Raw genomic sequence first — 24,492 nt, forward strand, 5'->3', positions numbered from 1 at the left:
ATTTATGAAAAAGTTTTTAAATAAAGTTCTGTTAGTTTTTATTGCAGGTGCCGTAATGTCATCTTGCAAAAAAATAACAGACGATATCAATGTAAGCCCTAACCAGCCTGTTAATTTATCAACAGGATATGCGCTTACAAGTGCTATTCAATATCTGGGCGGCACAGGTGGTGGCAATAGTACTACAAATATTAATAGTGCTGCAGGCGAGTTATATTCACAATACCTTTCAGAAACGTTTTATAACAACGAATCGAGGTTTGCATTAGCACAGTATGATTATCAGGGATATTATACAGGCCCTCTTACAGATTTGCAGCAGATCATCAATTTTAATACAGATGAAGCCACTAAAAATAAAGCAACTACTCTTTCATTCGGCTCAAATGCCAATCAGATAGCTTCTGCCCGTATCTTAAAGGCGTTTATCTTTTTAACAATTACTGATAGATGGGGCGACATTCCGTATTCGGAAGCTTTAAAGGGAAATAAAAATCTTAATGCAAAATTTGATGCGCAAAAAGATATTTATACAGACTTATTTAAAGAGCTGACTGAAGCACAAGCACAATTTGATGGTGGTGCGTCTCTTAGTGGAGATATTTTATTTGGAGGTGATAACACTAAATGGAAACATTGGGCAAATTCTTTACGTGCGGTAATGGCTTTACGCTTAAGTAAAGTTGACCCAACTACCGGTAGCGCCGAATTTAAAAAAGCTGTTGCCGATGGCTTAATGGCATCTAATGATGATAACGCAACCTATAGTTACCTTGGCGAACAAAATAACGAGAACCCTTATTTTGGTAATTACCGCTCCAGGTATGATTATGCCGTAAGTGGTATTGTGGTAGATAAATTGCAAGCCAATGATGATCCGCGCTTACCGGTTTATGCACAGCCAACCTCAACAGGTACATTTGTTGGGTTGCCTTACGGAACTGCCGGCACCGATTTGGGTAAATACAAAATAGGTAATCGTGATGTAAGTGAAGGAACATTCAGACCAGGTAATATTTCACAAATTGGGATTGCATACTCAAACCAAAGTTCGCCAGCTACCTGGACAAGCTATGCACAGGTATTATTTGCCCAGGCAGAAGCAGCCCACTTAGGGTGGATAACCGGAGGTGATGCGGTAGCAGCAACGCTGTACAACCAGGGCATAACCGCTTCATTAACACAAAATGGTATAGCAGGTGCGGATGTGGCAACTTACCTGGCCAAACCGGGTGTTGTTTTTAATGCAACAACCGCTGTAGAGCAGATTATTACTCAAAAATGGTTGGCTAATTACCTTGGTAACGGTTGGGAATCATGGGCAGAATATCGCCGTACCGGTTTCCCACGTTTGTTAGACCCGGTACCTACTGCTTTAAATGCTGATAAGCATATCCCCCGCAGGCAACAATATCCGCAAACAGAATTGCAACTTAATGTGCAAAACTACAACGAAGTAGTTGCAAGGCAAGGCCCGGATGTATTATCTACACATGTATGGTGGGATAAATAACCGACTGTAAACAACAATAAAACGGGTATAAATGCTATTGAATTTTAGTATTTGTACCCGTTTTGTTATTAAAGGCGGTTTGGAAGAAATGATGCTAATGAGGCAACCGTTGCCGCAGCAGGCCATAAACCCAGGTGCCGGCAACAGCGCTTAAAAGTGTAACTACAATCACAAAAAAGCCGCTGCCGATCTGTGCAAAAAGCGGCCCCGGGCAAGCGCCTGTGATAGCCCAGCCTACTCCAAATATTAAACCGCCATATACATTGCCCCAATGGAACTTTTTCTGAGGGATAACAATTGTTTCCTGATGGATAGTTTTAAGGTGGAACCTTTTAATAATTAATATAGCTATCATGGCTACGCTAATGGCGCTGCCGATTACGCCGTACATATGAAAAGCTTGTAGCCTGAACATCTCCTGGATCCGGAACCAGGATGCAACTTCTGATTTAACCAGGATAATGCCGAACAGTAGTCCCAATAGCAGGAATTTGATGTTTTTCATAACTGTAATAAATAAGGTAAAATAAACCATGCAGTAACAAAACCGCCCGCCATAAAGCAGCAGGTTGCCACTAATGAGGGCCATTGGAGCGATGAAATACCCATAATGGCGTGGCCAGATGTGCAGCCGCCTGCATAACGTGTACCAAAGCCTACTAAAAAGCCGCCCACAACTATAAAAACAAAACCACGAAGCGTTAGTAACTGGCTTAAGCTAAAAATATCCTGTGGTAGCAAGCCGTTAAAATCTTTAACCCCCTGCTGCTTAAGTAATGCTGTGGTTTCGGGGCTTATGTTTACCTGCCCGGGATGCGAAAGTATATAAGTGGCTATAAAACCGCCTGCAATTATCCCTAAAGCAAAGTATAGATTCCAGCTTTCTTTTCGCCAGTCATATTTAAAAAAATCTATATCCGCCGGGATACATGCGGCGCAAACATGGCGTAATGTGGCCGAAATACCAAATGTTTTGTTCCCCAGCAGTAGCAGTGCAGGCACAATAAGCCCAATTAATGGCCCGGCTACATACCAGGGCCAGGGTTGTAAAATAAAATTCATCTGTTTTAATAGGTTTAAGCGTTAGCTGATGTGCATACGCGTTATCAATCTGCCAGTTGTATCCATACCGGGCCATGGTCGCTGGTTTTTTCCCAGCCACGTACGTTGCGGTCAACCCCTGCTGTAAGCAGCCTGTCGTTCAACTGGGGATTCAGTAAAAAATGGTCAATGCGCAGGCCTGCGTTACGGCCGTAGGCATCCCTAAAATAATCCCAAAAAGTATAAACAACCTCATCCGGATAAATTTTGCGCAGGGCATCTGTCCAGCCTTGTGCCAGCAGGTTTTCAAACGCCTCCCGCGTTTCCGGCCTAAAAAGTGCATCCTCTACCCATCGTTCGGGTTTATAAGCATCTAAACCGGTGGGGATAACATTATAATCGCCGGTTAGCACAACGGGCTTGCCGGATGTATATAACGCTGCGGCGTGTTGGGTAAAACGTTTAAACCACTGTAGCTTATAATCAAATTTTGGCCCGGGGGCCGGGTTGCCGTTGGGCAGGTACAGGCAGCCAATAGTAATGCCGTTCACTTCTGCCTCTATGTAGCGGCTGTGGGTATCGTCCGGGTCGCCGGGAAGGCCGCGGCGGGTTTCGGTAAGAGGTAAATTGCGAGACAGTATTGCTACACCATTCCAGCTTTTTTGCCCATGCCAGATGGCGTTATACCCGGCGTCATTTATGGCCTGAAGAGGGGATTTTTCGTCGGGTGCTTTAAGTTCCTGCAGGCAGGCTACATCCGGTTGGGTTTCTTGCAGCCAACGCAGCAATACAGGCAGGCGCCCATTTATGCCGTTAACATTGTAGGTGGCTATTTTCATGGTTGAGGAACGATTGAATTAATAGCGCAATTTATAAATGTTTGTGATGATAATTAACTTTCATCTCTAATGTAAACGATCTTATTTTCAGTGAATTTAAATATAGATCTGCCTTTCAGGTTCAGCTCATGTCCTTTTTTCATCCCATTTGGCAGGTCTGTGGCTAATACAGCGTGATAGTTTATCTCTATTTCGGTATGCTGGGATGCATCTTTAAAATCGGTAATAGTTTGCCGCCTGCTGCTAAATAACGCTTTGCCATATTCTGCCTGAATTTTAAATTCATTAATGCCTTTAAGCGTCATGGTAAGTTTGCCGTCTGTGATATTTTCAAATACAATTGATTCATCTAAAGTAGCTAACATGCCATCAATACCGAAGTTGTTGTAAGCATTGATATAGCTTTTAATGATGTTTTGCTGTTTTTGCATCAAATTATGTGTAATAGAAGTTAATTATAGGCTGTTTTTAAATTAATAGGCACGTTATAAGCTCATTATAAAAATATGATAAAGGTAATTAAACCTATTTAACCATGCGCTGTCATACAGCCGATTTTTAAATCAACAACAAACCTTTAAAACAATTTTATGTACAAAAAACTCCTGCTGATATGCTTATCAGCAATTACCATTCAAACCGTTAAAGCACAAACAGAAAAAGGCAGCCAGTTGCTTGGCGCAAGTTTTAGTGTTATGACATCAAGGTCAGACTCTAAAAGTTTCGATTCCGCAACCGGCGCTTATGGGCAAAATTATCATGGCAAAATAACGCAGTACACAATTACGCCAAATTACAGTTATTTTATTGCAGATAAGCTTGATCTTGGCGGAGCCATAGGCTATTTATCCAGCCACCAAAAATATGATGGCGAGCAAATATATTCCAGTGAATATAAAGAGCGTGGATTTAATGCATTTGTATATCTAAGGAAATATTTTTTATATGATAATAAGGTAGGTGTAAGAACAGGGCCTTATTTGAGTTATCAAAATTCAAATATAACCCGCTCCTATCCGGATGTAGCGGATAATATTAGTAAAGGCAATTATTATGCTGGCGGAGTAGGCTTGGATTTTATTTATTTCCCGGTAAAAAGATTAGCGCTTTCTGCTGTAATGGGTAATCTAAACTATTCTCGACTGACCTATACCGGTTCAACAGAAGGTAGCAACAGTAATTTTAACCTGACTTTTGCTAACTCACTTACCTTATCTGTTAATTACGTGTTTGGTAAATAAATTTTATCAGCGCCTTATCCTAAAAACTTAAGGCGCTGAATTAAATTTATAATTGCACAACCACATGTGTATATCTATCGTAATAGGTAAGAAAAACCCCGAAAAGATAACATGAAAAAAAACTTACTTAAATTTAGCGTACTTGCCTTGTTAACGAGCATTGCTGCCGTATCGTGTAAAAAGGATAGTACGCCTGCAACTGCTTCAACTGCCGAAGTGGCCTTTGCTTTATCGGCCGATAATGCCTCATCAACCCTGGTCACCAAATCTGTTGGCAACCCTGCTATTAATGTTACCGGAGTTACGGCTGCCAGCATTAAGTGGACATCGGCCATTGCCAATATCGGCCGTTTTAAGCTTGAGGCAAAAAAGAATGGTAAAGAGATTGAGATTACTACAAAAAACATCACCAATCTTGATCTTTTTGCTATTGACCCGGCTACTATTGCCGCTAAAATAGATACAGGTAATTATAAAGAGATATCTATAAAAGTATTGCTTGTAAAATCATCCGGCACTGATATCCCGCTTACTGTTAAGGGTACATTTACATCAGCTGGCGGTGCAGCCGTGCCAATAGAGTTTGATTATAATGACAATGCTATCCTGAAAGCAGAAGTGGAGAACGTAACTGTTGATGCAACTACAGATGTTACTGCAAAGCTTAATTTCCATTTAAATAAATTACTTACTGCTATTCCGTCTACGCAAATAGATGCCGCTACCCGTACTAACGGTGCAATTGTAATTAGTAATGCCAGCAATACCGCTATTTATAATAAAGTTATAGCCAACTTGCTTTTAGCAATAGAAGCGCGTGGTTTCGAAAAACATAAAAAAAAGTAAAATAATTTAAATCAGTTTTGTATAGGTTAATGGAGAGGCCGCTTTTTATGAGCGGCTTTTTTGTTGCAAATTAGCGGGACAAATAACATTTTTTGCTTTAATTTATATCTGTAAATGAGCGAGCAATCATCACCTAAAAAATTTCTGAAATTAACCGGCTATCAATGGGCCTGCATGCTATACATAGCCGTGGCCATTTTTTGCTGGCAGCTTAAATATTTCAGGCATATAGATAATAACTACCTCATTTTTCGCACCTCGTTCTATCATTTTAAAGATCATCTTAACCTGTACCTGCTTTACCCCAAAGAGTATTACGACGTGTATATTTATGGGCCGGCATTTACTTTGTTTATTGCCCCGCTTGCCTTAATGCCCGAGGGTTGGGGCTTCTTTTTTTGGGAAGTAGGTAATGCCGCAGCATTTTTGTGGGCCATTAATACCCTGCCTTTTACAAACCGTACTAAAACCGCCATACTGCTGCTTTGCGCTATTGAGTTTGCCAACTCCAGCCATTACATGCAATTTAACCCGATAATTGCCGCCATTATTATACTTAGCTTTACGATGGTGAGGCGCCAAAAAGAGCAATATGCCACACTATTTACGGTGTTTGGCACGCTCATGAAAATTTACCCAATTGTAGGGTTGGCTTTTTTTATGTTCTCTAAAAATAAGCTGAAGTATATAGCCTGGTCATTTATATGGCTAATTGTTCTACTGTGCCTGCCGGCAATCATATCCGGGCCGCAATTTTTGGTGCAAACCTATAAGGATTGGTTTGCGGCATTAACCTCCAAAAACCTAACCAACCAAAGTTTAACCACCGGGTTCGACTGGTGCCTGATGGGCGTAACAAGGCGTTTATTTCAGGATGCAAGCATTCCAAACTGGCCATTTTTGCTGGGTGGCGTGGCTGTATTTAGCGGGGCATTATTGCGGTTTAAACAATATAGTTCGCTTAAATTTCAACTGCAGGTAATGTGCTCCATGTTGTTAATGGTAGTGATATTCAGCACCGCGTCAGAGCACCCTACCTTTATTATAGCTACCGCAGGCGCCATAATTTACATGATGATGCAGGAGAAGCCTTTTACACCCTTTAATATTGTGATACTGGTTTTGCTGTTGGTGGTTACCGGGCTTGGCCCGTCGGATGCCTTCCCTAAGCCTGCCCGTGTTTGGATGCAGAACTATGCTATAAAAGCTTACGTGCCAATTATTATCTGGTTTAAAATAGCCTGGGAGCTATTGTTTAAAGATTTTAGCAACGATAAGCTGCCATTGAAAACAGCTACCGGCGAATCCGTATAACATCCTTAATTTTTCTGGTATAAATAATATAACGGTGTATCAAACAGTGTTGCAGGCGGCGTGTTATGTTTTGTCTTTGGTAAATGCCTGTCAATGTGAATCATTTACTTCTTATATTTCAAAATTTAACCATTCGTAATGTATTTAATATAAATGTTGCATTAATTGTGCTTTTATTTTCATAATTTACCAAAGAAATCATAATTGTGATTGTTAAACCGGTCTTAAATAAATACTTTATGACAGACGTTTGATTTTTTTAATGAATTAAGGGCATTTTTATGTACAAATCGCAGCATTTTGAAAAGTACAATTTAATAAACGGCGTATGGGACGAAATGTACAATGAAAATAGTGTCGTTCGTGGCCATTATCAAAAGGTAATAGAATATTTAGCCAAAGAATCGCCTGATGATCTAAACAAAAAAGAAGAATTGGCCAAACGCCTGTTCATGACGCAGGGCATCACCTTTACGGTTTATAACAGCGGCGAAGGTATCGAGAAGATCTTTCCGTTTGATATCATTCCGCGCGTTATTACAGCCGCCGAATGGGAATTTGTAGAGAAAGGCATCAAGCAAAGGCTTACCGCGCTAAACTTATTTCTGAAAGATATTTATCATAATCAGTTTATTGTAAAAGACGGTATTGTACCAATTGATATCATCTATTCGTGCCCGCACTTTTTGCGCGAGATGTACCAATTGAATGTACCTTATGATGTTTATGTACATATTGCGGGGATAGATCTGATCCGCGACCATGACGGCACTTTTTATGTGCTGGAGGATAACCTGCGAACCCCATCGGGCGTAAGTTATATGCTGGAGAACCGCGAGATAACCAAACGTTTATTTCCGGATCTGTTGCCGAATTGCGGCGTACGCAGCGTAACCGAATATCCGTCGATATTATATAAAAACCTGCTGTCGTTATCGCCAAGGCAAATAAGTAACCCTACTATCGTATTGCTTAGTCCGGGTATTTACAACTCAGCTTATTTTGAGCATACCACGCTGGCCCGTTTAATGGGTGTGGAACTGGTAGAGGGCCGCGACCTGGTGGTGAATAATCACAAAGTGTATATGAAAACCACTACCGGCCTGCAACAGGTAGATGTAATTTACCGCCGGGTAGACGACGACTTTTTAGACCCTTTGGTATTTAATCCCAACAGTGTATTAGGTGTAGCCGGTTTAATGGGCGCTTATCGTAAAGGTAACGTAGCCATCGTAAACGCCATCGGTAACGGTGTTGCCGATGATAAGGCCACCTACATTTATGTGCCGGATATGATCCGCTATTATCTGAATGAAGAGCCGTTATTAAAGAATGTGCCTACCCATAGGTTAAGTAATGATGACGAGCGCGAGCACGTGTTCAAAAACATCAACACCATGGTGGTTAAAAAAACCAACGAAAGCGGCGGTTACGGCATGCTGATGGGCCATGCAGCCAGCGAAGAAGAGATAGAGAAGTACAAACTAGAAATATTAAAAGATCCGCGAAATTTCATCGCGCAGCCAACAATTAGCTTATCGGCAGCGCCATGTTATATAGGTGGGGTGCTGCAGCCCAGGCGTATCGATTTAAGGCCTTACGCCCTTTGCGGCCCGGATGGCATTGAGATTGTGCCCGGCGGCTTAACCCGTGTGGCCTTAACAGAAGGCTCGCTGGTGGTGAACAGTTCGCAGGGGGGCGGCAGTAAGGATACGTGGGTATTAGCCCCCTAACCCCCTGAAGGGGGAACAGAATTTTAAACTAACTATATGCATATCTGTATAAATAAAATATCTCATTCAAAAAACTCCCCCTTCAGGGGGCCGGGGGGCGAACCAATATGTTAAGCAGGGTAGCAGCAAGTTTTTATTGGTTAAGCAGGTATATAGAGCGTAGCGACGGTATTTTAAGAATGCTGAAAACCAATTATGCATCGTCGCAGGATTCGGTGGCTGGGTTTACCTGGGAGCCCGTGATCAGGATCTTCTCCGGCTCAGATGAGGAGCTGATAGAAAAGTTAGGGGACGACAGCCGCGCCGTTTTAAAGTATATGGTGATAGATAAGGATAATGCCAACTCTATTGTAAACCTGGTTACGCTGGCGCGAGAGAACGCCCGGAGTGTACAGGAACATATCCCCAAAGATCTTTGGCAATGCCTTAACGAATATTACCATACTGCCAAAGAGCCGCGCATTGTTAATGGCCTTAAAAAGGATGACCCGATAGGCGTTTTAGATATCCTGATCAAAGAGGTTATGCTTTATTATGGCACGGCCGAAATTACCATGGAGCGGGGCCAGGCCCGTAGCTTTATGAACATAGGTAAATATCTGGAGCGCGCCATCCAGTCTATAGATATTTTGGATGTAAAGTTTGGGCCCATCAACAGTAACCCCGATCTGCTGCTGGATATCACCTACTGGAAACACCTGTTGTTATCTATAGGTGGGTACGAATTGTACCAAAAAACCTATCGCGACGGATTGGAAGCGCATAATGTTATTGAGCAGGTGATTTTAAATAACGATTTTCCGCGTTCGGTTATCTATTCGGTAAATAATATCCAACGGTATTTCGACAGGTTGAAGAACAATAGTAATGTGAACGATTACCGCGAGATCTCCTTTCAGATAGGTAAGCTGCAAAGCAACATTAAATATAGTTCGGTTAAAAGCATCAGGCAAATGGGTTTGCACGAATACCTCACCAGCCTGCGCGAAGACCTGTACCGCATAGGTAACTCGCTTAACGAATATTATTTTGCAAATTCCTGATAAACATTAGTACCATGCCCGAATTTAAAATACAACATATCACCAAATACGCTTACGATGGTTTTGTGCGCGATAGTGCCAATAAAATTATCCTGTACCCTATTGTTGATATTTACCAGGAAGTTTTAAAGCACGATCTGAATATTACCGGGCACCCCCAGGTTGATACCTATGTTGATTATTACGGTAACGAAGTTGGCAGCTTTACCTATACCGAGCCGCATAACCTGATGATAATCAATTCGCAGCTATCTATCATCACCCACCCGCGGCCATTACCTTTAGATAACATATTCTCTGCCGAGCAGTGGAACGAGCTGTTTAACCTGCGCTATGTGGTGCCTTATATTGATTTTTTAAAACAAGAGTATTTTGAAGGACTGAGCGAACTGCGCCCCGTGGTAGAAGCCGAGCGCAAGGCCGAAGATACGCCTTACCATACCGCCCTAAAATTCTGTAAATACGTTTACAAAAACTTTGAATACATAAAAGGCGTAACCACGGTAGAAACCACGCTGGACGAGATCTGGGCATTAAAGGCAGGCGTTTGCCAGGATTTTGCCCATTTGCTGATGGTTATGCTGCGCCTGGTTGGCATTCCGGCGCGTTATGTGAGCGGCTATATCTGCCCGAACAAAGATGGTATGCGCGGCGAAGGGGCTACCCATGCCTGGGCCGAAGCTTACCTGCCCGGTTACGGTTGGTTAGGTATCGACCCCACTAATAATTGCGTGGCTAACGAAAACCATGTGCGTTTAGCTGTTGGGCGTAATTTTAGTGATTGCTCGCCGGTTAAGGGAGTGTATAAAGGTGTGGCCGGCCATAGGCTGGAAGTGTCTGTTTCTGTAGGATACGAAGACGGCCAGGTTCACGAGGAAAAGGATATATTTACCGTTGCTAATCATGCACGGCCGGCTGCCGGCATTGCCCGTAACAGCTATGCCAAGTACATGGAGATGATAGAGCAGCAGCAACAACAACAGCAGCAATAATTAAGAGAGGCAAGATCTTAAGAAGCCAGAGGCAAGACAAAGAGCGAATAATTGGTGTCTTAGTTCTTGTTCTCCTGATTCTTGCCTCCCTCAAAAAAGGTAAATCATGACTTACTGTTTAGGAATTAAAGTTAAAGAAGGCTTAATTGCCCTTGCCGATACCCGCATTACATCAGGCACAGAAACTACTGTAAAAAAGAAACTGACCACCGTACAAAAAGATGGCGGCAGCATGTTCATCATGACCAGCGGCCTGCGATCTGTACGGGATAAGGCGGTAGTTTACTTTAACGAACTGGTAGAAACCCAAACTTTCGAGAAACTTTACCAGGCCGTTAATGCCTTTGGCGAACAGGTGCGTCGTGTAGCCGAAGAGGACCGCGCCACACTGGAGAAAGCCGGCTTTAAATTCGATTTGAATACGATAATTGGCGGCCAGTTAAAAGGGGACGATGAGCATAAACTTTTCCTGCTTTATCCGGAAGGTAACTGGGTAGAGCTGGGGCAGGGCGCGCCGTTTGTAGCCATTGGTAACTCGGGGCATGGCAAGGCTATTTTAAACCGCACGCTGGATGAAGATTCTGGCATGCATTTAGCATTGAAGGCAGCGTTCCTGTCGTTTGATTCTACGCGGGTAAGCAGTAACAATGTAGATTTCCCGATAGATATTGCTTTATATAGAAAAGATACGTTTGAATTAGTGGAGCAGCGATATACTCAAAAAGATATGGCCAGTATATCGGCCCAATGGGATGATGAACTAAAAGCCGCCCTGCAGCATATATCGGGCGATTGGATGGAAAAAGCATTTGCAAAATTACCAAAGGTTAAAGATGAAGTTTAAAGTTTCGGCAGAATTAGCATACGAAGTAAAAGCCCCAAGCACTTTAATATTAAACGTACATGCGCTGCGTACCGCCCGGCAAACTGTACTGCAGGAAGAACTTTTGATAGATCCATACATCAAAGCCGAAGAGTTACCCTCAACTAATGGCGAGAATCGCTTTGTACGCCTGGATATTACTGAACCCGGCGAGTTTAGCATTAAATACGAAGCCACGGTTGATAATTACTACGAGATAAAAGATTACCGCAGTTTTCAGGAAGTGCCCGTAAGCCGGTTTGACCCTGCGGTGCTTACCTATTTAAACCCAAGCAGGTATTGCCAGTCGGACAAGCTGTATCGTTTAGCCAACAATACTTTCGGGCAGATAAACAATAGCTATAGCCAGGTAGTTGCCGTAACCGAGTGGATCCATAAAAATGTAGAATATTTAAGCGGTTTTAGTAATTCCGAAACATCAGCTTATGATACGGTTACGCAACAGGCCGGTGTATGCCGCGATTTTGCGCACTTGGGCATAGCCCTTTGCCGTGCCTTAACTATCCCGGCGCGTTATTTTACAGGTTATGCCTATAAACTGATCCCGGCCGATTTCCACGCCTGCTTTGAAGCTTATATTGGCGGCGAGTGGATCTTGTTTGATGCCACCAAGCTGGCCCCGCTAAACGGCCTGGTTAAAATTGCTACCGGCCGCGATGCTGCCGATGCCGCCATTGCCAGCATATTTGGCGATGTGTATTGTAATTATGTAAAAGCCGATTGCCAGATGGTAGAGGATGAACCGTTTAACCCCATCTACTACACCAAATCCGTATTTGACGGGGTGACGTATTTGTAGGAGAAAATAAAAGCGATCGCCTGTGCGATTCCTTCCTTGGGGAAGGAGGAAGTAGGGGTTTATTCGATATTTAGGTTGAAGGTGTGATGTACAAACCCCTCCCCGCCATCACCCCCGCCAACCGCACCCCTCCCCGAGGAGGGAATAAAACATTTCAATGCCTTTCCACAAGCCAGGGATAACATACTCTTTTTGTATCCTTCCTGCCACATTTAACATCAAGCTTTCGGCTTCGGGTTATTCCCATTATCTTTGCTGCGCGATGTCAGATAAAAAAGTAAGAGTCCGTTTTGCGCCAAGCCCTACAGGTGGTTTACACTTGGGTGGTGTGCGCACCGTTTTGTTTAATTACCTGTTTGCCAAAAAACACCAGGGCGATTTTGTTTTACGTATAGAAGATACCGACCAAACCCGCTATGTGGATGGTGCCGAGCAATATATTTTAGATTGCTTAAAATGGTGCGGCATTACGCCGGACGAAAGCCCCGTAGTTGGCGGCCAATACGCGCCTTACCGCCAAAGTGAACGCAAACCTATCTACCGCGAATATGCCGAAAAACTGGTAGCAGAAGGCCATGCCTATTACGCCTTTGATACCGCCGAAGAGCTGGATGCCAAACGTAAGGAAGTGTCAAACTTTCAGTATGGTTTAGCAACACGTAAAGGGCTGCGCAATTCACTTTCGTTGCCATTGCACGAAACCGAAAAACTACTGCATGACGGTACCCCGCACGTTATCCGCATAAAAATGCCGGAAGACGAAACCATCAGCTTTAATGATATGATACGCGGCCATGTTAGCTTTGAAACTAACCAGGTTGATGATAAGGTTTTACTAAAGGCCGATGGTATGCCAACTTATCACTTAGCGGTGGTGGTTGATGATTACCTGATGAAAATAACCCACGCCTTCCGTGGCGAGGAGTGGCTGCCATCTGCACCGGTACACATCCTGCTTTGGGAATACCTGGGCTGGAAGGCCGAGATGCCGCAATGGGCCCATTTACCGTTGATACTAAAACCTGATGGGCACGGTAAGTTAAGCAAACGCGATGGCGCACGCCTGGGTTTCCCGGTGTATGCCATGAACTGGCTGGATGCTAAAATAGGCGAACTAACCCCCGGTTTCCGCGAGTTAGGCTTTTTGCCCGAGGCATTTTTGAACCTGTTAGCCATGTTAGGCTGGAATGATGGTACCGATCAGGAAATTTTCTCATTAGATGAATTGATAGAAAAATTCTCTATCGACCGGATCAGCAAAGCAGGCGCAAAATTCGATTTTGAGAAAGCCAAATGGTACAATGCCGAATGGATTAAACGTACCGATGCCGAAACCCTAAAGGTTAAGGTTTGGGAGATCTTGAAGACAAAGGGCATCGTTATCAAAGATGAAGCTTACCTGCTGAAAGTGATAGATACGGTTAAAGAACGCTGCGTTTTATTGCCCGATTTTTATCAGCAGGCCGCATACTTTTTTCAGCAGCCTGCCGAATATGACATCAATGCGGTAAAACCAAAATGGACTGATGCCAAAGCAGATTTCTTTAATGGATTTATAGCCGTATTAAGCAGCCCCGAAACCTTTGATGCACACGAACTGGAGGCTAAATTTAAAGCCCTGGCCGAAGAAAAGGGCCTTAAGGCAGGTGATGTGATGCTGCCATTCCGTATTATGCTGGTTGGTGGCAAATTTGGCCCGCATGTATTTGATATTGCCAAATTACTGGGCGAAAGCGAAACTATCATCAGGATAGAGAAAGCAATTGAGGCATTTGCAGCATAAGGCAGGCCCCGTGCTGTCGTGGTCTCGCGTAGTATAAGCCGTGATGCAACAAATGTAAGCTTTCAGCATGGCTGCAGCTGAAAGCTGCAGCCATGCTATATCACGGGCTGAAAGCCCGCGATAGCTTTGACAGCTTAAATTTTATAACTCCTTCCGCATCACATAATCATTCATACAGTATGGGCCAATGGGGATGTTCTCTTCCAATATTACCGTAAAGCCCATTTTTTCATAAAAGTTTTTGGCGTTGTTGAAACGGTTCACGTTAAGATCTAAAGTATGCTTGCCTGCCGCAATAACCTTATCTGCAACCGCGTTGATCAGTATTTTGCCATACCCTTTACCCTGGGTTACGGGCAGGCAATATAACTTGTGTAATTTGTATATTTCTGCATCTTCCGGGCGTGCCGAATAAGCGGCAAATGCAACCGGCTGATTATCCTCAATCAATAACAAAAACGTTTGCTGTTTTTCTGTTATCTGTTTGGTTATTTTATCAGCGGTATATAATTCTGCCAGCATATAGGCCACCTGCTCTTTACCCAATAAAGGTTCGTAAGTAGGCCACCAGGTTTGTTTGGCTATCTGTAAAATGGCATCCACATCGGCAGTGGTTGCTTCTCTTATCAAAAACATAAATTAAAATTAATGTTTTTCTTCTTTATCAACCGTAAAAGTTGATGTGTTTTGCCCAACACCAAAGTATTCTTCCAGTTCAGATAGCGTTGAAGAGCTTGTGGCAATATCTTTGATCACCACACCTTTTTCCATTAGTAAAATACGGTCGCAAACGTCGGTTACGTGGTTAAGGTCATGGCTGGATACGATGGTAGTTACGCCATGGTTTTTGTTCTGATCTTTTAAAATATTCTTTAGCCTGAACTGTGTACTTGGGTCAATATTAGCGAAAGGTTCATCCAGCATCAATAGTTCCGGTTGTTGTAACAAGCATGCGCCCACACCAACCTTGCACTGGTTACCTTTGGATAGGTCGCGGATGTACTTGCCTTTTTTGATGATCTCGCCATTAAAAAACTCGGCTAAACCAGCCAGTTTCTCATCTACCTGTGCTTTGTTTTGCCCATGCAGGCCGCCTATAAAGTACAGGTACTCTTCCGGCGTAAGGTAATCTATCAAAAAGCCTTCATCCAGATAAGATGCCGTATAACTTTTCCAGCTTTCGCCGCCGGCAACGTTTTCTCCTTTTGATAAAACTTCGCCGCTTTCGGGCCGAATCAGATCCAGTATCATGCGGAACAGGGTGGTTTTACCCGCGCCATTATTACCAACCAGGCCAATGCTTTCGCCATTATTAATTTGTAAAGCAGGTACGTTTACAACAATCGCCCCATTGTAAACTTTCTTTAGGTTTTTGATCTCTATCATGATTATTTGTTTCTGAAGCCTTCGGCTATTTGATATCTTTTATTGTAAAAATCGCCTTCCAGCTTTTTGATCCAGAAGTCGCGGGTGATGATAAATACGACACCTGTTACTGCCAGTACGGCCAGGCCGGCATCCGTATAACCTAAAAATTTAAACGGCAGGTATATCAGGTAGGGGAGCAGTATAAGCGGAAACGATAATAAAAGCTGGCTCGCGCCAACGCCTTCCCAATTAAATGATGCGCCTTTGCTCAGGTCTATGCGTTTATAGTTGCGATTGGCAAAGTAAAGCACAATAGTGGTGTTGATGCCCAAATTCCACAGGTACATTACAAAATGAATTAATACGGTGCGCCATCCAAAATAAACATAAGGCGTAGTAAGGATAAAAGCAACGGTTGATACTATAGTGAAAAGCAGGTATTTGGCTTTCAAAAAATCAGTAAACTTTACTTTGCTTACCAGTATGCCATCAAAATGCGAGGCCTGCCAGCTAAACATGAATTGCCCGTAATTAATGATGAAGATGCCGGTCATAAACATGCCTACAAACACTTTAAAGCCTTCGCCCATTTTAGGGTTGGTGTAAAATATCAGCCCGTAAAACATAAAAAACAAGCCCATGATCAAGGCAGACCGCGGCCTTTTATTACGGAGGATCAATTTCACCTCGTTGGCAACCAAATCGCCAACCTGGCCAAACCGGCCAAGAAAAGGGATCTCGGTACTGCTTTTTGCCGCTTCTTTTTTTGAACTGAGCTCCTCCAGGTACAGGTTGCCTTTAAGATAGTAAAAGTTGATGTAGAACATACCCGCCGCAAGTATTAAAGGCAATGCCACCAGGTAAGGCTTAAGGATAAGGTTACCAAAAAATAAATAAGACAGCGACTTAAAAGAATAAAGGTGCCACAGGTAATCGCCGCAAGTTATTAAGGCTAAAATGCCGCCGGCCATCAAAAAGATCCAGCCGTTTAAATTGGCTTTGCGTTTGATATACAAAGCCAGGTAGTTGTTAAATATGGCTAAAGCGATAATAGCGATCATAAAAACGGCTGCAACCCCGCCGCCCGCCGCAGATACGATCACTTTAAGGATAAATGGCCCGAAAAGGATGATTGGCCATAAATTAAAAAACGATAACAAAGATGTTAGCGCCAGGTAGCCTACCACGCTATTGCGCTTAACCGGCAGGTGCAAATAAGGCTGAACTTTTAAAGTAGGCAGCTCCTGTAACTGCATTCTCATTAACAGGTCTGATAGGAAATAAACCAGAATAATGCCGCAGAAGGTAACGGTAAGATTTTCTGCCGGGAACATCTTTTTTAAGATAATATCCAGAAATACCCCAAAGGCAAGCACATACAAAAGCAAGATAAGGATAAGGACGCCCATTACCACTTTTATAGCGACACTTTTACCTGTGTTTTTTGAGCGCCAAAAAGATTTTAATTCGTGATTAAAGAAGGTTGTTATCATATAAGGCTATTTAAAAAAATCGGGATAGTGTTTACGATAGTACCTGTTTATGGTAAAGGAAAATACTGGGATCAGGATAAAGGCAGCATAAGCAAGGTACAGGTTAAGGAATGAAATGATTGCCGCAAACAAAAAAACAGAAGGCGCAATAGCCGATCTTTGCTGATAAAATTTAACCTTTTTAGGGTTTTGTAAATTGGTGCTGAGTTTATAATTGGGGTTACTTACAACTGCAAGCAAACGATAATTCATATAACCCGTAAAACAGATGTTAAGTACATAAAACATCAGGGGTACACGCAGCCCGTCAACATAATATTCGCTAAAAAATGCCGAACTGAAAGGCATCAGCACAATAGAAAGTAAAAACCAAAGGTTTACCCAAAGCAGTTTCCCGTTATAATCTGTTACATAACCAAATAAGCGATGGTGAAAAAGCCAGTAGCGGCCAATTACAAAAAAGCTTACCAGCAGCCCGATGAATTTGCCAATGAGTAAACTCAAAGCCGATAATACTTTACTATCTGTAAAAGGATGCTCTATCTCCGGTACCTTTATTTCGATAATGAGCAAGGTGATAGCGATGGCAAAAACAGCATCACTAAACAGCGCAATTCTATCAAGCTGAAATTTTTTATGGTGAGTATCGTCTTTGATCATTTAACAGGTTTCCGTATTGGAAAAATAGCCTTTTTAAAACAACCGGACAAGTATTAGTATAAATATTAACCGGCAGGATCAGTATTTGTACCGGTCGCCCCAAAGTTTCTTTAACTTTTCTTTTGATTCATTTTCGCGCGCATTGTTACCGGGGTTATAAATTTTTGTTCCGCGGATTGCTTCGGGTAAAAAATCAAGGTCGGCAAAGTTGCCTTCGTAGCTGTGGGCGTATTTGTAATTTTTACCGTAGCCAATGTTTTTCATCAGTTTGGTTGGGGCATTGCGCAGGTGTAGCGGAACGGGCAGGTCGCCGGTTTCTCTCACCAGGGCTATGGCTGCACCAATAGCCGTAGTGGCCGAGTTACTTTTAGGCGAGGTTGCCAGATAGATAACCGTTTGGCTCAGGATCAATTGCGACTCGGGCATGCCGATCTTATTAACCGATTCAAAGCAGGCCTGCGCCAGCAGCAGAGCATTAGGGTTGGCATTGCCAATATCTTCTGATGCTAGTATCAGCATGCGTCGGGCAATAAACAGCGGGTCTTCGCCGCCTACGATCATGCGGGCCAGCCAGTAAACGGCGCCGTTTGGGTCGCTGCCGCGCATGCTTTTGATGAAAGCTGAGATAATATCATAATGCTGTTCGCCGGTTTTATCATACAAGGCCATGTTCTGCTGCACATGCTCCAGCACAATTTCGTTGGTCAGTATTATCTTTTTACTGTCAAAGGCATTTACCAGTAACTCGAATATGTTAAGCAGCTTACGTGCATCACCGCCGCTCAGGCGCAGCAGGGCTTCGTGTTCCTGTATAACGATGTTTTTTTCTTTCAGTACAACATCTTCTTTTTTGGCAGTGTCCAGCAGGTCGAGCAGGTCCTGCTCTGAAAGGTGCTGCAAAATATAAACCTGGCATCGCGACAGCAAAGCGGAGATGACCTCGAAGGATGGGTTTTCGGTAGTAGCACCTATTAACGTTACAATGCCACGTTCTACCGCGCCCAATAGAGAATCTTGCTGAGATTTGGAAAAGCGATGGATCTCATCAATAAATAATATGGGCAGTATCTCGCCCTGTTCTTTAAGTAATGATGCCTTTTCAATAACCTCGCGTACATCCTTTACTCCCGAGTTAATAGCGCTTAATGCGAAAAACGGGCGGTAAAGTGATTGGGATATAATATAAGCCAGTGTAGTTTTACCCACTCCCGGCGGCCCCCAAAAGATCATGGATGGCAACGAGCCGCTTTCAATAGCCTTGCGCAGCACCGCGCCCTTACCAACAAGGTGTTTTTGGCCCACATATTCATCTAATAATTTGGGGCGCATGCGTTCGGCTAATGGCGGCAGGTTAATCATAAATGTAAAAATCAGTAATTGAAACGCTAAATCCTAAAAAAGTTAGTAATTTTATCACTAACAATTATATGCCACAACAGTTTACCCAAGCCACTTATCATTCCCTGTGCAATGAACTTGCGCTTACAGATGCCGACTTTAACCAAATTATTAAGCAACACGGCTACCCTCCGTTTTGGTCGCGGCCTAACACGTTCGAGAGTTTGGTGCATATCATATTAGAGCAGCAGGTGTCGCTGGCATCGGCGTTATCTGCCCTGAATAAATTGCGCGAGCGTGTACAGGAAATTACCCCGGCCTGCATCCTGCTCCTGACTGATGCCGAAATGCGCGAATGTTATTGCAGCCGCCAAAAAACAGCCTACATACGTTACCTGGCAGCAGCCATCATCAGCGGACAAATAAATCTTGAAGGTTTTGAGCAGATGGAAGATGACGCTATCCGCAGGCAATTAACCGCATTAAAAGGCATTGGCAACTGGACGGTGGATGTGTACTTAATGTTTGCCCTGCAGCATACCGACGTTTTCCCGGTAGGCGACCTGGCTATTGTAAATGCTGTAAAACGGCTAAAAGGGCTGCCCAAAGAAACGCCCAAAGAAGAATTAGTGATGATTGCCGAACAATGGCGGCCATACCGAACGGTGGCCAGTATGTTGTTATGGCATTATTATTTAAGCGATAGAAAACCCAAACCGTAGAGACGCGATACTTCGCGTCTTATTTAAGAAGGTATTAAATTACAGGGTTGCGAAAGATGCAGATTATCGTGTCTTATTTAGGAAAATTTCAAATTTACGAGAGACGAGAATTATTACGCCTTGTTTTTCAAATTGCATATTTGAGAGAGACGCGAAGTATTGTCTCTACAGCCAAAAAGCCCGCCTGATTTTCAGACGAGCTTTTTTGAATCCTCTCCTTTGGCGAGGTCAGGGAGGGGCTTCTTAAACGTTAAATAACCCGTTGCGTTCCTGCTCCTGGTAGTTTTGTACCGTTTCAATGGCGTTATCAACCACATCGCTTAGTGCGGTGATGAATGTGCCCGGTTTAGCCTTGCTCATGGCGTGCTTAATGGCATCTATTTCTTTTGGTACTATTTCAAATGATTTATTTTCATCAACCGATTTAATGCCTTTTATCAATAGGTCCAAAATATTCTCTTCTGTACGGCCACGCAGGTGTTTTTCCTGGCGAAGAATGATGTAATCGAACATTTCGGCAGCTATTTTGCCTATCTCCTGGATATCCTCATCACGTCTGTCGCCGGTACCGGCTATGATACCAATTTTCAGTGGCGAATCGATATGGCTCAGGAAGGTTTTGATACCGTTAAAGCCATCCGGATTATGTGCAAAATCAATCATAAAACGGAAATCTTTAAACTCAAAGATGTTCATCCGCCCCGGTGTTTGCGCTGCCGATGGGATAAATGTTTCTAACGACATTTTGATATCCTCGGTTTTAAAGCCATGCAAAAAGGTAGCCAGGGTGGCGGCCATCACGTTATCGATCATGAACGGAACGGTACCGCCAAATGTTAGGGGAATGAGGATGGTACGCTGCACGCGGATCTTCCAATCGCCCTTCATGATGGTGATATAGCCGTTTTCGCAAACGCAGGCGATCCCGCCTTTTTTACAATGCGATACAATTACCGGGTTATGCTCGTCGCGGCTAAAGTAGGCCACGTTGCAGTCGGCTTTTTTGCCAACCTGCACACAGTATTTATTGTCGGCATTTAAAACAGCCCAGCCATCTTTTTTAACAGCGTTAATTACTACGCTTTTTACACGGGTAAGATCATCCAGGGTGTGAATGTCTGACAGGCCCAGGTGATCTTCCTGTATATTGGTTATTACGCCAATATCGCACCTGCTAAAGCCCAGGCCCGAGCGCAGGATACCGCCGCGGGCAGTTTCTAACACGGCAAAATCAACCGTAGGGTCTTTCAAAATAAACTCACTGCTTACCGGGCCGGTAGTATCGCCTTTAAGCATCATGTTATTTTGCACATAAATCCCATCGCTGGTGGTAAAGCCTACACGGTGGCCATTGTTTTTAACAATATGTGCAATTAAGCGGGTGGTGGTGGTTTTACCGTTGGTGCCGGTTATAGCAATAATTGGGATAGTGGCAGATTTGCCCGCCGGGTAAAGCATATCAATTACATGGCCGGCCACGTTACGTTTTAAGCCTTCGCTGGGAGCAATATGCATCCTGAAGCCAGGTGCGGCATTCACCTCTAATACCACACCGCCATTCTCGGTAAGGGGTTCGGTAAGGTTTTGGGCCATAATATCTATCCCGCAGATATCTAAACCGATGATCTTGGAGATCCGCTCGCAGATGAAGATATTTTGTGGATGTACATGGTCGGTAACATCTACCGAGGTGCCGCCGGTGCTTAAGTTAGCGGTAGATTTTACAAAGATCTTTTCGCCTTTTTGGGGCACCGTTTCCAGCGTATAGCCTTTTTTCTCTAACAGGTCCAGCGTATCGCGGTCAACATCTATCAGGGTAAGCACATTTTCGTGCCCGTAGCCGCGGCGCGGATCGGTGTTTTCTTTATCAATAAGTTGCTGAATGTTCATTTCGCCGTCGCCAACCACATGGGCCGGGTCGCGCAGGGCGGCAGCAACCATTTTATTATCGATCACCAACACCCGGAAATCAAAACCGGTAATGTAGCGCTCTACAATAACCCGGCGCGAAATTTTAGCGGCAAATTCATAGGCGCTGATGGCATCTTCAATCGTATTGATATTGATACTGATGCCGCGGCCGTGGTTGCCATCTAAAGGTTTAAATACCAGCGGAAAACCGATTTTTTTAATAGCCTCTACCACTTGTTCGGTGCTGCTGATGGTTATGCCTTTGGCAACCGGGATGGCCTGCTCCTGTAAAAGGCGCTTGGTTTCATCCTTATTGCTGGCAATATCAACGGCAATGCTGCTGGTTTTCTCGGTCATGGTGGCACGAAAACGTACCTGGTTTTTACCATAACCCAATTGTACCAGCGATTGGTTATTCAGGCGGATCCAGGGGATGCGGCGGGCAATAGCCTCTTCTACAATGGAGCCGGTACTTGGGCCCAGGCGCGTACGCTCTCTGATCTCGCGCATGGTTTGGATATCTTTCTCCAGGTCGTACTCTGTACCGTCAATTAAAGCCTGTACAATATTTACAGCGCTTTCTGCCGCAAATACGCCTACTTTTTCTTCCACGTAAGCAAATACTACGTTATAGGTGCCGGGTGTTTTGGTTTCGCGTGTACGGCCGTAGCCGGTATCCATGCCGGCAAGGGTTTGTATCTCTAAAGCAATATGCTCTATCACATGGCCCATCCAGGTGCCGGCAGCAACCCGCTCAAAAAAGCCCCCCGGTACACCCGGCGAGCAGCGGTGCGAATAAAGACTGGGGATCAGTTCCTTCATCCTTTCGTAAAAGCCATCAATGGTGTTTGATGGGCGGTCTTCCATCTCTTGCAGGTTCAACCGCATTTGTATCAATTTTTTGCGGCTGCCGCTCCAGATGTTCGGCCCACGTAGTACCTGTATATTTTCAATCTTCATGTTTGCTTTAATCAGTTCAGAATTTCTTTTTAAATCTAAAGAACTTATCAATCTAATAAAATGTTTCAGCCTAAAAATGCAGTTTTATTAATTAAACCATTAGTTTTTAATCAATTTTATTTTAATTTGTATAAATTGATACAAAGATTATGGATGCCCCTAAAGGAAAATTAGTAATTATTGGTGGTGCTGTTGATATGGGCAGTAACGTAAGCGTGTTAGAGCACATTATGCAGCCTAACTATATCAAGTTTTTTGAAAAGGGCATACTCCGGCGTATTATCAATGAATCGGATAAGCACGAGGGTTCTGTAGTGGAGGTTATTACCACGGCTTCGCAAATACCCGAACTGGTTGGTAACGAATATATCAAAGCGTTTAACCAGCTTAATGTAACCCATGTTAATGTGCTGCACATTAAAAGCCGGGAAGATGCATCTAACCCTGATTTTTTAGAACGCATCAGCAAAGCGGATGTGGTAATGTTTAGCGGCGGCGACCAGTTGCGCCTGACCGCTATTTTTGGCGGCACGCAATTTTTACAGATTCTGAAGCATCGCTACCAGAACGAAAATTTTGTAATAGCAGGTACTTCTGCCGGCGCGGCAGCGGCATCAACCCACATGATCTACCGCGGGCAAAGTAATGAGGCCCTGATTAAAGGCGAGGTGCAGATAACCGCCGGTTTAGGCTTTATAGATTCGGTAATTGTGGATACCCACTTTGTACAGCGCGGCCGTATAGGCCGTTTACTGTATGCCGTTGCTACCAACCCGGGCATACTGGGCATAGGGCTTGGCGAAGATGCGGGTTTGCTGATTACCGGGGGTGAAATGATGGAAGCTATAGGCTCGGGATTAATTATGCTGGTTGACGGTAAGAATATTGTAGAAACCAATGTTTATGATGTAGAGATAGGCGACCCAGTTTCTATCGAGAACCTGAAAGTGCATGTAATGTCGCTGTTTGATAAGTACGATCTGCAGCAGCACCGGATGATCATCAAAAAAGCAATCAAGGTTGAAGAGGACGTTTATATAGGCGCATCACAAAGTAACGATCTATTACAATGAAACTGATCATACACGGCGGGTTCTTCAGCGAATCCAACACCAATCAGGAGGTTAAAAAAGCCAAGCAGGATGCCCTGCGCGAAATTGTGACCCTTGGCCATAAATATCTGGAGAGCCACACAGCTGCCCAAACGGTAGTTTACGCCGTGCATTTACTGGAAGACTGCGACCTGTTCAATGCAGGCACAGGATCGCAGATCCAGAGCGACGGCAAGATCAGATTAAGTGCATCCCTGATGGATGGCAAAACCCAAAAGTTTAGCGGTGTTATCAATATAGAGGATGTGAAAAACCCTATCTGCATTGCCGAAAAACTGATGGAATATGATGACCGCGTGTTAAGCGGTTTAGGCGCAAATAGTTTTGCAGCCAATAACGGTTTTACTTATTATAACCCCGAAATACCCCAGCGCCGCAAAGAATATGAGAAAAAACTCTCCGACTCTATCCGCCTGGGTACTGTTGGCTGCGTGGCGCTTGATATTTATGGCGATATCGCAGCAGCAACCTCAACCGGAGGCAAGGGCTTTGAGATTCCCGGCCGGGTGAGCGATTCGGCTACTACGGCGGGTAATTATGCCAATGCCTTTGCAGGTGTTTCCTGTACCGGCGTGGGCGAGGATATTACCAGCGGATCTGTAGCTACTAAAATTGTTACCCGCGTAACCGATGGCATGCCCCTTTCTGTCGCGACAGCGAAAACCCTTGATGAAATGAAACCCTACGATGGCTTTGCCGGTATCATCGGTATCTGCAGTAACGGCGATATTTACCACGCCGATACCCACCCGTACATGGTTTGGGCCCTGCATGATGGCGAGGTGGAGGTTTTTGAGTAAGCGCAACTGTTAGTTATTTTATAATATCTATTGCAGTTGATTTATGATTAACTTTACTTAAGTTGATGTATGCTATAATTAAAATGAGTTAAATGTGATTT

The 24,492-nt window shown here is 43.8% G+C and carries 23 protein-coding genes; 13 read left to right on the forward strand and 10 right to left on the reverse strand.

What is annotated here, in order from left to right; genetic code table 11:
- The first annotated feature begins 4 nt into the window (after positions 1-4).
- Positions 5-1,513, forward strand: a complete 1,509-nt coding sequence (locus E2R65_RS19130; protein ID WP_134338097.1) for a SusD/RagB family nutrient-binding outer membrane lipoprotein — start codon at positions 5-7, stop codon at positions 1,511-1,513.
- Between the two features lie 94 nt (positions 1,514-1,607).
- Here E2R65_RS19130 and E2R65_RS19135 read toward each other — a convergent pair whose 3' ends face one another.
- The 4 genes from E2R65_RS19135 to E2R65_RS19150 are packed head-to-tail and all read right to left on the reverse strand — an operon-like array spanning position 1,608 to position 3,824.
- The gene (locus E2R65_RS19135; RefSeq protein ID WP_229704707.1) at positions 1,608-2,018 is read right to left on the reverse strand and encodes a DUF6691 family protein; all 411 of its coding nucleotides are present in this window, start codon (positions 2,016-2,018) and stop codon (positions 1,608-1,610) included.
- Positions 2,015-2,575: a YeeE/YedE family protein gene (locus E2R65_RS19140; protein ID WP_134338099.1), complete on the reverse strand. Its 561-nt coding sequence runs from the start codon at positions 2,573-2,575 to the stop codon at positions 2,015-2,017. The genes E2R65_RS19135 and E2R65_RS19140 overlap by 4 nt, the downstream gene beginning before the upstream one ends.
- 44 nt (positions 2,576-2,619) lie before the next feature.
- Positions 2,620-3,393 carry an exodeoxyribonuclease III gene (xth, locus tag E2R65_RS19145; RefSeq protein ID WP_134338100.1) on the reverse strand — a complete coding sequence of 258 codons (774 nt, stop codon included), beginning with the start codon at positions 3,391-3,393 and terminating at the stop codon, positions 2,620-2,622.
- Positions 3,394-3,446: 53 nt separating this feature from the next.
- Entirely contained in the window at positions 3,447-3,824 is a 378-nt protein-coding gene (locus tag E2R65_RS19150) for a nuclear transport factor 2-like protein (RefSeq protein WP_134338101.1), read from the reverse strand.
- Between the two features lie 159 nt (positions 3,825-3,983).
- Here E2R65_RS19150 and E2R65_RS19155 point away from each other — a divergent pair, with 159 nt between their 5' ends.
- The 9 genes from E2R65_RS19155 (at position 3,984) to gltX (ending at position 14,027) form a co-directional block, all read left to right on the forward strand.
- Entirely contained in the window at positions 3,984-4,634 is a 651-nt protein-coding gene (locus E2R65_RS19155) for an autotransporter outer membrane beta-barrel domain-containing protein (protein ID WP_134338102.1), read from the forward strand.
- 111 nt (positions 4,635-4,745) lie between these two features.
- Positions 4,746-5,480 (forward strand): hypothetical protein, encoded by a 735-nt coding sequence (locus tag E2R65_RS19160; RefSeq protein WP_134338103.1) that lies wholly within the window; start codon positions 4,746-4,748, stop codon positions 5,478-5,480.
- Between the two features lie 114 nt (positions 5,481-5,594).
- Positions 5,595-6,794: a glycosyltransferase family 87 protein gene (locus tag E2R65_RS19165; protein WP_134338104.1), complete on the forward strand. Its 1,200-nt coding sequence runs from the start codon at positions 5,595-5,597 to the stop codon at positions 6,792-6,794.
- A 281-nt stretch (positions 6,795-7,075) separates the two neighbouring features.
- On the forward strand, positions 7,076-8,527 hold the full coding sequence (locus E2R65_RS19170; RefSeq protein WP_134338105.1) for a circularly permuted type 2 ATP-grasp protein: 1,452 nt from the start codon (positions 7,076-7,078) through the stop codon (positions 8,525-8,527).
- A 107-nt stretch (positions 8,528-8,634) separates the two neighbouring features.
- Positions 8,635-9,570 (forward strand): alpha-E domain-containing protein, encoded by a 936-nt coding sequence (locus E2R65_RS19175; protein ID WP_134338106.1) that lies wholly within the window; start codon positions 8,635-8,637, stop codon positions 9,568-9,570.
- 14 nt (positions 9,571-9,584) lie between these two features.
- The gene (locus tag E2R65_RS19180; protein WP_134338107.1) at positions 9,585-10,562 is read left to right on the forward strand and encodes a transglutaminase family protein; all 978 of its coding nucleotides are present in this window, start codon (positions 9,585-9,587) and stop codon (positions 10,560-10,562) included.
- A gap of 106 nt (positions 10,563-10,668) precedes the next feature.
- Positions 10,669-11,406, forward strand: a complete 738-nt coding sequence (locus E2R65_RS19185; protein ID WP_134338108.1) for a peptidase — start codon at positions 10,669-10,671, stop codon at positions 11,404-11,406.
- Positions 11,396-12,244 (forward strand): transglutaminase-like domain-containing protein, encoded by an 849-nt coding sequence (locus E2R65_RS19190; protein ID WP_134338109.1) that lies wholly within the window; start codon positions 11,396-11,398, stop codon positions 12,242-12,244. Before E2R65_RS19185 ends, E2R65_RS19190 begins: the two co-directional genes overlap by 11 nt.
- 262 nt (positions 12,245-12,506) lie before the next feature.
- On the forward strand, positions 12,507-14,027 hold the full coding sequence (gltX, locus tag E2R65_RS19195; protein WP_134338110.1) for a glutamate--tRNA ligase: 1,521 nt from the start codon (positions 12,507-12,509) through the stop codon (positions 14,025-14,027).
- Positions 14,028-14,168: 141 nt separating this feature from the next.
- Here the strand turns inward: gltX and E2R65_RS19200 are convergent, their stop codons facing one another.
- The 5 genes from E2R65_RS19200 to E2R65_RS19220 form a co-directional block, all read right to left on the reverse strand.
- Entirely contained in the window at positions 14,169-14,663 is a 495-nt protein-coding gene (locus E2R65_RS19200) for a GNAT family N-acetyltransferase (RefSeq protein WP_134338111.1), read from the reverse strand.
- Between the two features lie 9 nt (positions 14,664-14,672).
- Positions 14,673-15,413 carry an ABC transporter ATP-binding protein gene (locus E2R65_RS19205; RefSeq protein WP_134338112.1) on the reverse strand — a complete coding sequence of 247 codons (741 nt, stop codon included), beginning with the start codon at positions 15,411-15,413 and terminating at the stop codon, positions 14,673-14,675.
- 2 nt (positions 15,414-15,415) lie between these two features.
- Entirely contained in the window at positions 15,416-16,888 is a 1,473-nt protein-coding gene (locus E2R65_RS19210) for a DUF5687 family protein (protein WP_134338113.1), read from the reverse strand.
- Positions 16,889-16,894: 6 nt separating this feature from the next.
- Positions 16,895-17,548 (reverse strand): TMEM175 family protein, encoded by a 654-nt coding sequence (locus E2R65_RS19215; protein ID WP_134338114.1) that lies wholly within the window; start codon positions 17,546-17,548, stop codon positions 16,895-16,897.
- A 78-nt stretch (positions 17,549-17,626) separates the two neighbouring features.
- Positions 17,627-18,907: a replication-associated recombination protein A gene (locus tag E2R65_RS19220; protein WP_134338115.1), complete on the reverse strand. Its 1,281-nt coding sequence runs from the start codon at positions 18,905-18,907 to the stop codon at positions 17,627-17,629.
- 68 nt (positions 18,908-18,975) lie between these two features.
- On the opposite strand from E2R65_RS19220, the gene E2R65_RS19225 reads away from it, so the two are divergent.
- The gene (locus E2R65_RS19225) at positions 18,976-19,608 is read left to right on the forward strand and encodes a DNA-3-methyladenine glycosylase family protein (RefSeq protein ID WP_134338116.1); all 633 of its coding nucleotides are present in this window, start codon (positions 18,976-18,978) and stop codon (positions 19,606-19,608) included.
- A gap of 243 nt (positions 19,609-19,851) precedes the next feature.
- On the opposite strand, the gene cphA is transcribed toward E2R65_RS19225, so the two are convergent.
- Complete coding sequence (cphA, locus tag E2R65_RS19230) at positions 19,852-22,479, reverse strand: cyanophycin synthetase (protein ID WP_134338117.1); 2,628 nt, start codon at positions 22,477-22,479, stop codon at positions 19,852-19,854.
- A 149-nt stretch (positions 22,480-22,628) separates the two neighbouring features.
- On the opposite strand from cphA, the gene E2R65_RS19235 reads away from it, so the two are divergent.
- Both E2R65_RS19235 and E2R65_RS19240 read left to right on the forward strand, forming a co-directional pair.
- Positions 22,629-23,552: a cyanophycinase gene (locus E2R65_RS19235; RefSeq protein ID WP_134338118.1), complete on the forward strand. Its 924-nt coding sequence runs from the start codon at positions 22,629-22,631 to the stop codon at positions 23,550-23,552.
- Complete coding sequence (locus E2R65_RS19240; protein WP_134338119.1) at positions 23,549-24,391, forward strand: isoaspartyl peptidase/L-asparaginase; 843 nt, start codon at positions 23,549-23,551, stop codon at positions 24,389-24,391. Before E2R65_RS19235 ends, E2R65_RS19240 begins: the two co-directional genes overlap by 4 nt.
- Positions 24,392-24,492 lie beyond the last annotated feature (101 nt).

This window comes from Mucilaginibacter phyllosphaerae (assembly GCF_004378255.1).
GTDB lineage: Bacteria > Bacteroidota > Bacteroidia > Sphingobacteriales > Sphingobacteriaceae > Mucilaginibacter > Mucilaginibacter phyllosphaerae.